General features: G+C 72.3%; 11 protein-coding genes. 8 read left to right on the top strand and 3 right to left on the bottom strand.

The genetic code is table 11. The annotated features are described in order from the left end of the window. Positions 1 to 53 precede the first annotated feature (53 nt). The 5 genes from DTL70_RS23175 (at position 54) to DTL70_RS23155 (ending at position 4514) form a co-directional block, all read left to right on the top strand. Complete coding sequence (locus DTL70_RS23175) at positions 54 to 791, top strand: TetR/AcrR family transcriptional regulator (RefSeq protein ID WP_114023898.1); 738 nt, start codon at positions 54 to 56, stop codon at positions 789 to 791. A gap of 143 nt (positions 792 to 934) precedes the next feature. Further along, entirely contained in the window at positions 935 to 1480 is a 546-nt protein-coding gene (soxR, locus tag DTL70_RS23170; protein WP_114023897.1) for a redox-sensitive transcriptional activator SoxR, read from the top strand. Positions 1481 to 1483: 3 nt separating this feature from the next. Beyond that, positions 1484 to 1759, top strand: a complete 276-nt coding sequence (locus DTL70_RS23165) for a hypothetical protein (RefSeq protein WP_114023896.1) — start codon at positions 1484 to 1486, stop codon at positions 1757 to 1759. A gap of 187 nt (positions 1760 to 1946) precedes the next feature. Beyond that, entirely contained in the window at positions 1947 to 2849 is a 903-nt protein-coding gene (locus tag DTL70_RS23160; protein ID WP_181861044.1) for a protein kinase domain-containing protein, read from the top strand. A gap of 540 nt (positions 2850 to 3389) precedes the next feature. Beyond that, a complete protein-coding gene (locus DTL70_RS23155) occupies positions 3390 to 4514 on the top strand; it encodes a C40 family peptidase (protein WP_245979571.1) in 1125 nt (374 codons plus the stop codon). Positions 4515 to 4561: 47 nt separating this feature from the next. Here DTL70_RS23155 and DTL70_RS23150 read toward each other — a convergent pair whose 3' ends face one another. After that, the gene (locus DTL70_RS23150; RefSeq protein WP_114023894.1) at positions 4562 to 5389 is read right to left on the bottom strand and encodes a protein phosphatase 2C domain-containing protein; all 828 of its coding nucleotides are present in this window, start codon (positions 5387 to 5389) and stop codon (positions 4562 to 4564) included. 486 nt (positions 5390 to 5875) lie between these two features. Here DTL70_RS23150 and DTL70_RS23145 point away from each other — a divergent pair, with 486 nt between their 5' ends. Beyond that, on the top strand, positions 5876 to 8743 hold the full coding sequence (locus DTL70_RS23145; protein ID WP_147266806.1) for a sensor histidine kinase: 2868 nt from the start codon (positions 5876 to 5878) through the stop codon (positions 8741 to 8743). After that, positions 8740 to 9393: a roadblock/LC7 domain-containing protein gene (locus tag DTL70_RS35165; RefSeq protein WP_245979570.1), complete on the top strand. Its 654-nt coding sequence runs from the start codon at positions 8740 to 8742 to the stop codon at positions 9391 to 9393. Before DTL70_RS23145 ends, DTL70_RS35165 begins: the two co-directional genes overlap by 4 nt. 49 nt (positions 9394 to 9442) lie before the next feature. Here the strand turns inward: DTL70_RS35165 and DTL70_RS23130 are convergent, their stop codons facing one another. Then, entirely contained in the window at positions 9443 to 9979 is a 537-nt protein-coding gene (locus tag DTL70_RS23130; protein WP_245979569.1) for a MarR family winged helix-turn-helix transcriptional regulator, read from the bottom strand. 238 nt (positions 9980 to 10217) lie between these two features. On the opposite strand from DTL70_RS23130, the gene DTL70_RS23125 reads away from it, so the two are divergent. Further along, positions 10218 to 11153 carry a lysozyme gene (locus DTL70_RS23125; protein ID WP_181861043.1) on the top strand — a complete coding sequence of 312 codons (936 nt, stop codon included), beginning with the start codon at positions 10218 to 10220 and terminating at the stop codon, positions 11151 to 11153. Positions 11154 to 11364: 211 nt separating this feature from the next. Here DTL70_RS23125 and lon read toward each other — a convergent pair whose 3' ends face one another. Next, entirely contained in the window at positions 11365 to 13848 is a 2484-nt protein-coding gene (gene lon, locus DTL70_RS23120) for an endopeptidase La (protein ID WP_114023891.1), read from the bottom strand. Positions 13849 to 13887: the final 39 nt, after the last annotated feature.

Raw genomic sequence — 13887 nt, 5'->3', positions numbered from 1 at the left:
AACTGCGGAACCTGACGACCTCCGAGCACGCCGGGGCCGTTACGCTGCATTGCATGAGCAGCAGTGGCACCGCCCCGGCGTATCGCAGGCTCAGTGTCGACGAGCGGCGCAGCCAACTGCTCAGTCACGCACTCGGCCTGTTCGCGCACAGGTCACCGGAGGACGTCTCGCTGGACGACGTCGCGGTCTCCGCCGGCGTCTCGCGGCCACTCGTCTACCGCTACTTCCCCGGCGGCAAACAACAGCTCTACGAGGCCGCGTTGCGCAGCGCGGCCAACCGGCTGGAACAGTGCTTCGCCGAGCCGCCCGCAGGACCGCTCACCGCCCGGCTCGCCCGGGCGCTCGACCGGTACCTGGCGTTCGTCGACGAGCACGACGCGGGTTTCATGGCACTGCTGCAGGGCGGCAGCGTGGTGGAGACCTCCCGTACCACCGCGATCGTCGACGAGGTACGCAGGGACGCGGCCGAACAGATCCTCACGCACCTCGAAGCGGAAGCGGGCCCCGGTTCGGCCCGGCTGCGGCTGGCCGTCCGCACCTGGATAGCCGCCGTCGAGGCCGCCTCCTTGATCTGGCTGGACGAGGGCAAACGGCCACCTCTGTCCGAGCTGCGCGATTGGCTGGTCGACCACTTCATCGCCGTACTGACGGTCACCGCCGCCTCCGATGAGGCAGCCGCCGCCGTGACCCGGAGGGCGCTGGCCATGGAGGAGAGCGACGGGCCGGTCGCCCATCTGGTGACCAGAGCGCTTCCCGTGGTCGCCGACGCGGGACACCTGCTCGGCCCGTGACCTTGTGCCCGCGGGGAGCTATCAGCGCGGAATGGCGCCAGCGCGGAGTCAGGTGAGCGCGGAGTCGCGTGCGCCCACAGCGTCACGGGGCTCTTCCGGCCACAGACTTAAAGAGGACTTGAGGGTCGGGCTACGCTGGCCCCATGGCGACTCACCTGTCATGGAAGGCCAAGGAAGCCACCGTCGGAGAGCTGGCGGAGCGGGCCGGCGTAGCCACCTCCGCGCTGCGCTTCTACGAACGCGAAGGGCTGATCCGCAGCCGCCGCACCACCGGTAACCAGCGGCGCTACAGCCGCGACACCCTCCGCCGAGTCGCCTTCATCCGGGCGTCCCAACGGCTCGGCATCCCCCTCGCCGCCATCCGCGACGCCCTCGCACTGCTCCCGGAGGGACGCACACCGACCCGTGACGACTGGGCAGCCGTCTCCGAGTGCTGGCGCGAGGACCTCAACCAGCGGATCGCGCTCATGGAACAGCTCCGCGACCACCTCACCGACTGCATCGGCTGCGGTTGCCTGTCCATGACCACCTGCGCGCTGGTCAACCCGCGCGACCGTCTCGGGGACGAGGGGCCGGGAGCCCGCCAACTCGCCCAGCCGTGCGGACCCGACCCGGCCCGGGCGGACGGTTCCGCGTGCGCAGGCGATTCCGGCTGTCAGCCCCCCGTTGCCGCCGGTGAGGCGGTCTGATCCGTGCGCAGTGAACAGACCGCCTTCCGTGGCGGACCGCTGGACGGCCGCACACTCGCCGTCCCCCTCGGCCCCACCGGCAGACCGCCGCGCAGCTACGAGGTGCCCGTCCCCGCTGCCGACGGCGGCCCCACGACGGTCCACGTCTACCGGCTGGAACCCGCCGCCGTGAACCGCCTCGGGCTGCCGCGCGGCTGGGCGTACGTCTACGAACCGGAGGGCACGCCCGAGAAGGGCCCATGGGCGCGGCTTCCATGGCGACGGCGGCGCACCGACTGAAGGAGGCGCACCGGGGCGCCGGCTGGAGGAGACGTGCCGGTTTGGGAAGGCACACCACTCCCGCCCGTGGAACCTCGACGGGCCTCCTGCTGCCGCCATCGCCGTGTCACCGCCGGACCTGGACAGACTCGGACCTGGACAGACGGGGACCTGGACAGACGGGGAACGGCGGGGTTTTCTGCTGGACGTGATCGAGGGAATCGCACGGCTGCCCGAAGCCGGCCCGCAGCGGCTCGGCCCCTTCCGCCTGTTCGGCGTCCTTGGCAGCGGCCGGACGGGCACCGTGTACCTCGGCAGAGACACCGCGCGGCGCGGAACCCGCAAGCGGATCGCGGCAGTGCGCGCGGTACGGCCAGAGCTGCTGCGTGACCGGCAGTTGCGGGCTCTGGTACGGCAGGAGACGCATCGGGGGGCCGACGCGGTCGGCAGTCCGTTCGTCGCCGAAGCGCTCGGCTGCGAACTGGACAGTGAGCAGCCGTGGCTCGCCGGCGCGTTCGCCCCCGGGCTGCCGCTGTCGGCGCTGGTGACGTCGTACGGGCCGCTGCCCGAGATGTCCATCCGTGCCCTCGGCGGCGGTCTCGCCCGTGCCCTGACGGCGCTGCACGCGGCGGGCACAGGTCACGGCGACCTCCACGCCGGCAACGTGGTGCTCACCCGCGACGGGCCCCGCGTGGTGGACCAGGGCGCGGCTCTCGGGCGTCCCGCCGCGTTCGCTGACGGCACAGGCCACGGCGAGGAAGCCGTCCGCGGACCGCTGACGCGGCGGGCCGAGGACGTCTTCTCGCTGGCCACGGTGCTGGTCCTGGCCGCGAGCGCACGGCACCCGTTCGCTGGGAGCGCGCTGCCCACCACTCGGGAGAGCCCGGACCTGACGGGAGTGCCCGACGCCCTCCGTGCACCGCTGCTCGCCTGCCTGCACAAGACTCCCGAGTCCCGCCCTCATCCGGAAGCCCTGGCCCGTGCGCTGGACCTCTCCGGTGCTGCGGTCCGCCCGGCGAGGGAATGGCTTCCCGACGCCTACCTCCACGAGATCGACGGCCGCGCCGAGGAGGCACGGAAGCTCGTGGGCAGAGGAGCCTGGCGGCGCTGAGCCCGGGGCCCTCAGCTCCGGCTCAGCCCCTGCCGTCACCCGTGCGAGTGAAGACGGCCGTGGTTCAAGTGCTGGACGGAACGGGGCGCCGGGGGTAGGGAGGCGCTTTTTCGTCTGCTCCAGGCGTGTGTGGCCTCCCGTCAGCGGCCCCACCCCCACCCCTCGGCAAGCCGGACCAGCGTGAAGTCGTCACGAAGGGCCCGGGGGCGGCGCCAGGCCACTGTCACGTGGCGCCGCTCTGGTGGTGCCTCGGCACGGGCTGCCGTGTCGGCGCCGAACCCCGGTGTCATCTCGATCGAGTGAGGGACGTCCGCTCTCCCGCTCAGCTCGTCCTGAGCCGGTGCCCCCACTCGTGCCACGATCGCGGCGGAGCGGCCTGGAAACGGGGAATGCCGCTCGGAAGCGAGGTGCGCGGTGTTGTTGAGGGCACGGAGGACGCGGGCGGTCCGCGAGCATGGGCGGAGCCGGGCCGCCAGGCGTGACGGTACGACGCACGGCGGTGCGAGGCGCAACGGTACGGCTCGCGGCGGTACGACGCAGGTGTCGGCGCTGGCGTCGGCGGCGGTGGTGGTGCCGATGCTGGTGGCCCTGGGGCTGGTGGCTCCGCCGGTCTTCGGAGCGGTACCGGAGGCAGGCGTACGGGCGCCCGGCACGCCGGCGCCCGGCACGCCGGCGCCCGGCCCCGAACCAGGACCGCCGGGGATGGGGCGGGAATCGGTGGGCGAGCTGCTGGGCGAGCTGAGTGTGCTGTATCAGCGGACGGAGGAGGCCTCGGAGGCCTACAACCAAACGGCCGAGAAGCTCAAGAAGCAGCGCGCGTCCTCCCGGAAGGCGCAGTCACGGCTGGCCCGGGCCCGTACGGCGCTGGAGCGGGAAAGGATCCGGGCGGGCGAGCTGGCCCGTCAGCAGTACCGGGGTGAGAGCGTCGGGCTGCCGCCCGCCGTCGAGATGTTGTTGAGCCCGAACCCGGAGCGGCTGCTGGAGCACGGCCACTTCCTGCGGCGAGCCGCGGGAACGCAGGCGGAGACGGTACGCAGGGTGACCGACGGCCGACAGCGGCACGCCACCGCGGCGCAGCGCGCTCGCACCGCGGTGAAACGACAGGAGGGGCTGGCGGAGCGCAAGAAGAAGCAGCGCGACAAGGTGCGCAAGCGGCTGCGGAACGTCGAGAGGCTGCTCTCCTCGCTGACCGGGGATCAGCTCGCCCAGCTGGACACGCTGGAGCATGACCGTACGGACGCGGCACAGCAGAAGCTGGTGTCATCGGGCGCACTCGACCCGAGCGGCGCGGTGCCACGCTCCTCGGGCCAGGGGCGCAAGGCACTCGACTGGGCGATGGACCAGGTCGGCAAGCCGTACGTGTGGGGCGCCGAGGGCCCGGACTCCTTCGACTGTTCGGGGCTCACCTCGCAGGCGTGGCGGCATGCCGGCCGGACGATTCCCCGCACCAGTCAGGAACAGTGGCGGCGGCTGCCCCGGGTGCCACTGGACGAGCTGCGCCCTGGCGATCTGGTCATCTACCGCAGCGGGGCGACCCACGTGGGCATGTACGCGGGTGCCGGACGTGTGGTGCAGGCGCCTCGGCCCGGTGCCGACGTGCAGGTGACCCCCCTGGCCACGGACCCGCCGCTGGGCGCCGTACGACCGGGCAAGCGCCGGACATGAGCAGGTTGCCGGCCCACGGGAGGCATCCGTCGTCCAGGTCTGAGTCCTCAGTTCAGTTCCGCCAGGAGCACCGTCGCGTCGTCGTGCTGCTTGCCCCGCGCAGGGACCGACTCCGCCTCCGCGGTGCGGACCCGGCTGACAAGGGCGCGGGATCCTTCCTTGCGCACGAGGGAGAAGAGACCCGCCCAGTCACCGAGGTGGAAGGTCTCGGTCCAGCGTGTGGCGCCGTCCGTGAGGGCAAGAAGAGTGCGGATGTCAGCGCGGGGCCGGGTTCCGGTCACCGCGCGGGCAGCGACCTCGGGGTCTGCTGCGGCCGTGTAGAACCCGCTGCCGTCGGGCGCGTTGCGCAGGCCCTCGACAGCGCGCACGTAGGCCGCGCGGTCTTCTTCCGTGCCGGTCCGGCGGACCCGGTCACGCAGCGTTCGCACGCTCTCGGGCAGTTCGGTCAGCCGACGGTCGAGCAGGGGTTCGACTGTGCCGTCGGCGGCTTCCACGAGCAGCGCGGAGTCGGAGAGCACCAGGTATTCGACCTGCTCCTGGTCCCACCGGGCCGCGACCACGGTTGCCTGAGGTGTACGGGGGTGAGAAAGATCACACGTTTCGCGGTGTGTGTCCGCTGTGCGGGTCAACGCGGCCGCAAGACATTCGGACAGTGTCATGTTCCGGTGAGCGCCCGCCAGTTCGGCGAGAGCGCCGCCCAGCCGGGCCACGAACCATGGCACACCGTGGCGGCAGCCGTCGTCCCCCTCGGGCGGGGTGACCCCGTCGAGGACCACGAGTACACCACCCGCACCGGTCGCCGGCACCGCGGCCGACGCGTAGTCCTCGTTGGGGCGTTGGGGATCTCCCGGCTCGGTGACCATGTCGATACGCATGGCAGCAGTGTGCAGGACCGGGGATCTTGGAGCGGTGGGCGGCGACCGTGGCGGCACCCCCTCTCCCGCCGAGCCGCGGGTGGGGGCGACAGCGGCGGTTGCGACCCTGCGGAGGTACCGGCCTGCGGCCCGGCTGCGCGATGGCATCCCGCGCGGGAATGACCGGAATGAGACCTTCCGAAAAGCTGGGTCCGGCATCCTGCCAGGAGGCCGGGAGGATTTCCAACCAGGGTCCGAATCGCCGACCACGCCCGGCTCGGGCCGAGTTGTTCCGCCGCCGAGGAGTGTTGTTCACTCCTTCGGGTGGCCCACCAGGGGATCCTCACCCGCCTCAAGAGCGCACTGCAATGGTCGGTCGTCGAGTCGGGGCATCCCGGGCCCTCCGGGAGAGGCGGGACGAGATTGCGAGTGCGGGTGCGGAAGAAGCAGCGTCGGACAGCGGGCGTTCCCCAGGCCACACCGACCGGCAGCGGTGACGCGACGCCAGTGCCACCCGCACAGGCCCAGGACGTGGCGGCCGCCCCCCGTCGACGGGCCCGAGTGCGCAACCGGCTACTGGTGTCGGTCACGGTGTGCGCCCTCGCTGTCGTCGCGGCCGGTGCGCCGAGTCTGGTCGCAGGCTCCAGCGACACCGCGGCCGCGCAGGAACTCGTGGACCTCGCCCGGCTCAACCAGCAGGCCATCGCCCTCTCCCACTCCCTCGAGGACGAACGGGACGGCATAGTCGAACAGCTCGCCGCAGGGCGTGGCAGCCGGCAGGGCACAGGGGCCAGCGACACCCAGCGCGACCGGGTCGACCGGCAGGCACGAGAGGTCCGCTCAGCCGCCTCCTCAGCGCCCTCCGGCAGCGCGGTGCCGTCCGGCTCCCCCACCACGGTCGCCGAGGCCCTCAAGAAGCTGCCGGCCGTCCGGCAGCAGGCCATGACGGGCAAAAAGGGGGCGCTGGAGTCGTACGAGGACTACTCCCGCGTCATCCAGACCCTCCGTCACCTCGCCCGCGACGTGGCCGGCGGCCTGCCGGCGCGAGCACGGGACCGCACGGCCGTCGCGCTGCCCGACCTCGCGCGCGCCGCCGACCAGGCCTCGGCCACCCGGGGGCTGCTGGAGGCCGCGCTGGCGGGCCAGGGCACCCAACGCAAAGTGATGGCGGAGGCCGGGCAGGCGCGGCTGCGGGAGAAGGCTGCGCTCGCCGACTTCGAGGAGACAGCCGGCACGAAGGCCTGGGAGCGGTACAGCACGACCGTCAACGGTCCCGACGTCTCCACGGCGGAGCGGTACCTGAACAGCCTCACGGCGCGCCCGTACCTCACCCCCGGGGCCCGCTCCGTGGACGAGGAACGGTTCGACACCTCCGTCTCGGCCCGGCTCGCGCACATGCGCGGTGTGCAGTCCGCGTTCGCCGCGGCCGAGGTCAAGCGGCTGGAGGGCCTCCGTGACGACGACGTGACGGCGCTTCAGCTGCGGGCCGGGCTCGTGGGCTTCTGCCTGCTGCTCGCCGTCGCTCTCAGCGTGGCGACCGCACGCTCGCTCACGCGGCCGCTCTCCGTGCTCAGGCGCGGCTCCACACGCCTGGCGAAGGATCCGGTCGGCGAGGAGCCGATCACCTTCCGCGGGCGCAACGACGAGTTCGCCGATGTCGTCGGCGCGCTCAACGCGCTGCGGGCCACCACCGCCCAGCTGCGGCGCCGCTCGACGTGCGCCGAACGTGAACAGGATCAACTGGCGGTGGAGAAGGCCCAGCTGACCGAGAAGTACCAGCTGCTGGCCGAGGACTTCGCCGCCCTCAGGGCCGAGCTGGAGGAGTCCAGAGAACGGTCGGGCGGCGCGGTGGCGCACAGCGGGGGCCTGAACGGGGCGAGTGGCGCCGGGGACGAGGGCATGGTTTCCGCGGCCGCGGCGGTCACGTCGGAAACGGCCCCCTCGGTGACGGCCTCGTCGGCCACTGAACAGGAGGCGGTCGCGGACCTGGCGACGCGCAGTCTCACCCTGGTCGAGCGGCAGCTGGGCATCATCGAGGGGCTGGAGGAGAAGGAAGCCGACCCGGACCGGCTCGACACGCTCTTCAAGCTCGATCACCTGGCCACCCGTATGCGGCGGCACAGCGAGAACCTGCTGCTTCTCGCGGACTCCCCGCGCGCGGAGCGTCAGGACGCCGCGGAGCAGGTGCCGGCACCGCTGCTGGACGTGGCGCGGGCCGCCGTCAGCGAGATAGCGCAGTACGAGCGCGTGGCGCTCGGTGACGTGCCGCAGGACGTACACGTGGAGGGCGTCGCGGCGGACGACCTGAGTCACCTGATCGCCGAACTCCTGGACAACGCGGCCGCCTTCTCCCCCGCCGGGTCCGAGGTGCGGCTCACCGCGCTGACGACCGAGGGCGGTGACGCGCTGGTGTCCGTGGAGGACGAGGGCGCCGGGATGGAGGAGTCCGTACTCGCCCAGGTGAACGCGCGGCTGGCCGAGCCGCAGACGGCGCCGACGCCGGCGCCACGGTCCTCGGACGCGTGGGAAACCTCCGCCCCCTGGGGGCTGGGGCTGCACGTCGTCGCCAAGCTGGCAGCCAGGCACGGGGTACGCGTGCGGCTGAGCGCCCTCGAAGACGGCGGCACGGCGGCGCAGGTGACGGTGGCGAGCAGGCTCCTGCTCAACGGGACGCCCGACGGCGCCGGTGTGGCCGGCGGCAGCGGGCGGACCGGCGCAGCAGCGGCAGGCCACAACGCCGCCGGTGACGACGGCGGCGACGGGGGCGCCGGCTCGCCCGAGGGGAACGACACCGGGGAGGGGCAGCACTCCAGGGCTGCCGACCAGGCGCCGACGCGAGCCGTGGATACGAGCCCGTCCGCTCAGGAGGACGAAGGCACCCGAGCCACCCAGGTGCCGCAGAGCGAGGGCAAGGACGGGGGCCGGAGCGCAGGTCTGCCCGAAGGTCCCGCTGTGGCTCCTGCTCAGGTGTCGCCCGCGGGTGAGCCTGGGCAGAGCCTGCCGACGGGCGCGGCTGCCGGCACCCCCGCCGGCGCGGCGGAACCTGACGGGTCCGTCACACACACCGGGCTGCCCAAGCGGGTCCGTGGTGCGACGGCAGAGGAGGCGGCGGCGCCGCGACAGCGCTCGGGCGGTGCCGACCCCGAGCAGCTGCGGCGCAGGCTCGACGGCTTCCAGCAGGGTGCTCGCCAGGGTCTGCGCGAAGCGGCCGCCCGTGTCGCCGAGGAGAGCGCAGGCGACACGGCGAGCTCCGAAGGGGCGGAGGGTGGCCGGGAGCGCGCGGGGGACGGGAACGGGCGCCCCGAGGGCAGCGCGGTGACAGAGCCGGCGCGTCCGCAGGCTGACGGAGGTAGCGCCGAGGAGGCCCGCAAGTGAGTGTGCCCACCACGCGTACGTCCGGCAGCGCGGAGGCACAGAGTCTGCGCTGGCTGCTGGACGGCCTGGTCGCCGAGGTACCGGGCATCCGGTCCGTGGCGGTCGTCTCGTCCGACGGACTGCTGCTGCTCGCCTCGGACCCCGCGCTGGGCCCCGAGCACGGACGGTTGGGTCAGGGCGCGGGCCCCTCCACGAAGGAAGACGCGGTCAGTGGCGCGGCGGAGGGAAGCACGGCGGAGGAGAGCGCGGAGGGGGCGGACGAAGGAGGGGTGGCGCGGCAGGGCGGCGGCTCGTCCGACGAGCCCCGTGTTCCGCCGATGCGGCGGCGTGGTGCGGCAGGCCGGCGCCGCGGGCCCCGGGGCTCCAGCGGGGACCTGGCGACCATCGTGTCCGGGGTCGCCTCGCTGACGACGGCGGCGTCGAGGCTGACGGAAGGCGGCGCCGTGCGGCAGACCATGGTGGCCATGGAAGAGGGCGCCCTGATGGTGATGGCGATCGGGGACGGGTCGCTGCTCGGGGTGCACGCTGCGGCGGACTGCGACATGGGGACGGTCGGCTACCAGATGGGGCTCTTCGTGGGCCGTGCGGGGCACGTGCTGACGCCGGAGCTGCGCAGTGAGTTGCGCGGGGCGATGAGCGCGAGCTGGTAGCTCCTGCGTGCGAGCGGGCGGCCCCTTCGGGGGACGGGTGGAGGGCTGTTCACTCCTCCTGGTCGGCCAGGGAGTTCAGGCGGTGGAGGAGGCGGGCCAGCTCGGCGATCTCCCCGCGGTCCCAGGCGGCGAGCTTGCGGGCGTAGGAGAGCCGGCGCGCGTCCCGCACCCGGGTGAACCGCCTGCGCCCCTCGTCGGTGAGGAGTACCAGCGAGGCCCGGCGGTCCTTCGGGTCGGGCCGGCGCTCGACGAGGCCGAGGGCCTCCAGTGCGTGCAGCTGACGGCTTATCGTCGCCTTGCCGACTCCGAAGTAGCCGGCCAGTTCCGTCGCCCGCTGTTCGCCGGCGTCCTCGAGGCGGACGAGGAGACCGTAGGCGGCGGGCTCCAGGTCGGGGTGGACCTGGCGTGCCATCTCCCCTGAGGAGGAGCGGGCGCGCCGCAGGAAGACCGCCAACTCGCGTTCCACATCGAGGCATTCGGGTCCGAACAGCTCGGCGGGGTCCGCGTGGGCCGCGGCGGGCGAGGCCTCCGCAGGGGTGTTTCCGGGCGTGCCAGCGGCGGGGGCGGTGTCTCCGGCGTTTTCCATGAAGAAACTTATCTCCAGCGAGCGCGATAGTCCCAGCTCCGCCAGTATTTCGCAGGATTAGACCAACGGCGGACGGTGGGGCATCTTCCGCCCGGTCGGTCTACGCGCGTACCTTCACATATGACATGCCCACTCCAGTGGAGCGACTGTCACTCCGCGCGTCGCAGCGTAAAACCCCCCACATCGGTAAATACTACGCACGTACCAGACCCCCACCACCGAGGCTCCGGAGGCAGAGATGCCCAGCTTCAGATCCGGTACGACCCGTCACAGACGCGGACTCGCGGCTGTCATCGGGATGTTCGTCTCCCTGCTCGCGCTCGTCTTGGCTCTTCCGGGCGCGGCGTCGGCGGCTCCCGGCGACGGGGAAGCAGACACGAAGGCGGCCAGGTCGGACCAGGCCGCCACGGACGTGGAAGGACTGCGCGGCAACCCCAAGGCACCCGCCGAGCGCGGTGACGCCTGGATGGGCGCCGGTGTGCGGATGCACGAGTCGGACAACACCGACGGCACCGCACCGGACAGGGCGCGTGCGGGTCTGGCCGCGACGGTGCACGGCGTCGACGTCAGCAGCCATCAGGGCAACGTCGCGTGGTCGACGCTATGGAACAGCGGTGTGCGCTTCGCCTACGTCAAGGCCACCGAGTCGACCAGCTACAAGAACCCGTACTTCACGCAGCAGTACAACGGTTCCTACAACGTGGGCATGATCCGCGGGGCCTACCACTTCGCGACGCCCAACACCTCCAGCGGCGCCACCCAGGCCAACTACTTCGCCGGCAACGGCGGGGGCTGGAGCAAGGACGGCAAGACGCTGCCCGGCGTGCTCGACATCGAGTACAACCCGTACGGCGCAACCTGCTACGGCCTGAGCAAGAGCGCGATGGTGAACTGGATCAAGGACTTCACCAGCACGTACAAGGCGCGCACCGGGCGGGACGCGGTCATCTACACCACCACCAACTGGTGGACGCAGTGCACCGGCAACAGCAGCGCCTTCGGCAACTCCAACCCCCTCTGGGTCGCCCGCTACGCCTCCTCCCCCGGCACGCTCCCGGCCGGCTGGGGCTTCTACACCTTCTGGCAGTACACCTCCAGCGGCCCGACCGTTGGCGACCACAACTACTTCAACGGGTCGATGGACCGGTTGAAGGTGTTGGCCAACAACGACTGAAGACCGCGCCTCCCCCGGCTGGGGGCGTAGGGGGTCATCCCCCACACGACACAGCAACGGGTCGATGGACCGGTTGAAGGTATTGGCCGACAACGACTGAAGACCGGTTGAAGGTGTTGGCCGACAACAGCTGAGCCGTTCGCGTACCTGGGACTGGCAGTGAGTGGCCCCCGCCCGGAGGCGGGGGCCACTCTTGTGCCGGTCGCGTCCGTCACGCCGCGACCGGGGTCTGCCGGGCGGGGCTCTGGGCGGGGGTCAGGGCCAACTCCAGGACCTGTCGGACGTCGGAGACGGGGTGGACGTCGAGGCCGTCGAGCACCTCTTCGGGCACGTCGTCCAGGTCGGGCTCGTTCCGTTTGGGGATGATCACGGTGGTCACACCGGCGCGGTGAGCCGCCAGGAGCTTCTGCTTGACGCCGCCGATGGGCAGCACCCGGCCCGTCAAGGAGACCTCTCCCGTCATGGCGACCTCGGGCCGCACCTGGCGTCCGCTCAGCAGCGAGGCGAGGGCCGTCGTCATGGTGACGCCCGCGCTGGGTCCGTCCTTGGGGACGGCGCCCGCGGGCACGTGCAGGTGGATGCCGCGTTCCTTGAGGTCGCCGACGGGCAGTTCCAGCTCCGCGCCGCGCGAGCGCAGGTAGGAGAGTGCGATGTGCGCGGACTCCTTCATCACCTCGCCCAGCTGTCCGGTCAGGGTCAGCCCGGAGGCACCCGTCTCGGGGTCGGCCAGGGACGCCTCGACGAAGAGGACGTCACCACCTGAGCCGGTGACGGCCAGACCGGTCGCGACGCCGGGGACGGCGGTGCGCCGCTCGGCCGGGTCCTGGGCGGCCTCGGGCGTGTGCCGGGGGCGGCCGATGAGGGTGCGCAGCTCGTCCACGCCGACGGTGTACGGCAGCTCGGCCTGGCCCAGCTGCTGCCGGGCCGCGACCTTGCGCAGCACCCGCTGCACGGCCCGCTCCAGGGAGCGCACGCCCGCCTCGCGGGTGTACTCGGCGGCGAGCTTGCGCAGCGCCGGCTCCTCCAGGGTGACCTCGCCCTCGGCGAGTCCGGCGCGTTCCAGTTGCCGGGGCAGCAGGTGGTCGCGGGCGATGGTGACCTTCTCGTCCTCGGTGTAGCCGTCGAGTTCGACGACCTCCATGCGGTCGAGCAGGGGCTGCGGGATGGCTTCCAGCACGTTGGCCGTGGCCAGGAAGACGACGTCCGAGAGGTCGAGCTCGACCTCCAGGTAGTGGTCGCGGAAGGTGTGGTTCTGCGCCGGGTCCAGCACCTCCAGCAGCGCCGCCGCCGGGTCGCCGCGGAAGTCGGAGCCGACCTTGTCGACCTCGTCCAGCAGGACGACCGGGTTCATCGACCCCGCCTCCTTGATGGCGCGGACGACGCGTCCCGGCTGGGCACCGACGTACGTGCGCCGGTGACCGCGGACCTCGGCCTCGTCGCGGACGCCGCCGAGCGCCACGCGGACGAACTTCCGTCCCATCGCGCGGGCCACGGACTCGCCCAGCGAGGTCTTGCCGACGCCGGGGGGACCCGTCAGCGCCAGCACCGCTCCCCCGCGCCGCCCGCCGACGACACCGAGGCCGCGCTCGGTGCGCCGCTTGCGTACGGCGAGGTACTCGGTGATGCGTTCCTTGACGTCCTGCAGCCCGGCGTGATCGGCGTCGAGGACGGCCTGGGCACCGGTGATGTCGTAGGCGTCCTCGGTGCGGACGTTCCACGGCATCTCCAGGACCGTGTCCAGCCAGGTGCGGATCCAGCTTCCCTCGGGCGACTGGTCGCTGGAGCGCTCCAGCTTGTCGACCTCCTTGAGGGCGGCCTTCCTGACCTCTTCGGGCAGGTCGGCGGCCTCGACGCGGGCGCGGTAGTCCTCGCCCTCGCCCTCCGGGTCGCCGTTGAGCTCGGCCAGTTCCTTGCGGACGGCTTCCAGCTGGCGGCGGAGCAGGAACTCGCGCTGCTGCGCCTCGACGCCCTCCTGGACGTCCTTGGCGATGGACTCGGCCACGTCCTGTTCGGCCAGGTGGTCGCGGAGTGCGGCGGTGGCGAGCCGCAGCCGTTCGACGGGGTCGGTGGTCTCGAGCAGCTTCAGCTTCTGCTCGGTGGTCAGGAACGGGGAGTAGCCGGCGTTGTCGGCGAGCTGGCCGACGTCGTCGATCTGCTGTACCCGGTCCACGACCTGCCAGGCGCCGCGCTTGCGCAGCCAGTCGGTGATGAGGGCCTTGTATTCCTTCATCTGTTCGACGACCTGTCCCGGCAGGGGTTCCGGCACTGGTTCGGCGACGGGCGTGCCCAGCACCCACAGGGCGGCGCCGGGACCGCTCGTGCCCGTCCCCACGCGGACGCGGCGCAGGGCGCGGATGAGGGCGCCGGGGTCGCCGTCGGCGAGACGTCCGGTCTGCTCCACGCGCCCTTCGACACCGATGCCGGTGTACGTGCCCTCGACCCGCGGGACGAGCAGCACGCGCGGCTTGTCCGCCGGGGCCGCCCCCTCGGACCCGGCCGACGCGCTCTCGGAAGCGGACGCCGTGGACGCGGCCGACTTCGCGGCGTCGACCGCCGCCCGCACATCGTTGTCCGAGAGCTCCAGCGGCACCACCATTCCGGGCAGCACGACGCCGTCCTCGGCATCGATCGGCAGCACGGGCAGGGCGAGCGGTGCGGACTGGGACTCCGTGGATTCAACAGACTCAGCAGCCATGATCTCTCCCTAGGCAGGCAAGTTGAGTAGTACCCACTC

This window comes from Streptomyces diacarni, assembly GCF_003323715.1.
GTDB lineage: Bacteria > Actinomycetota > Actinomycetes > Streptomycetales > Streptomycetaceae > Streptomyces > Streptomyces diacarni.
The sequence above is the reverse complement of the archived record's forward strand: the minus strand, read 5'-3'. Positions and strand labels throughout refer to the sequence as shown.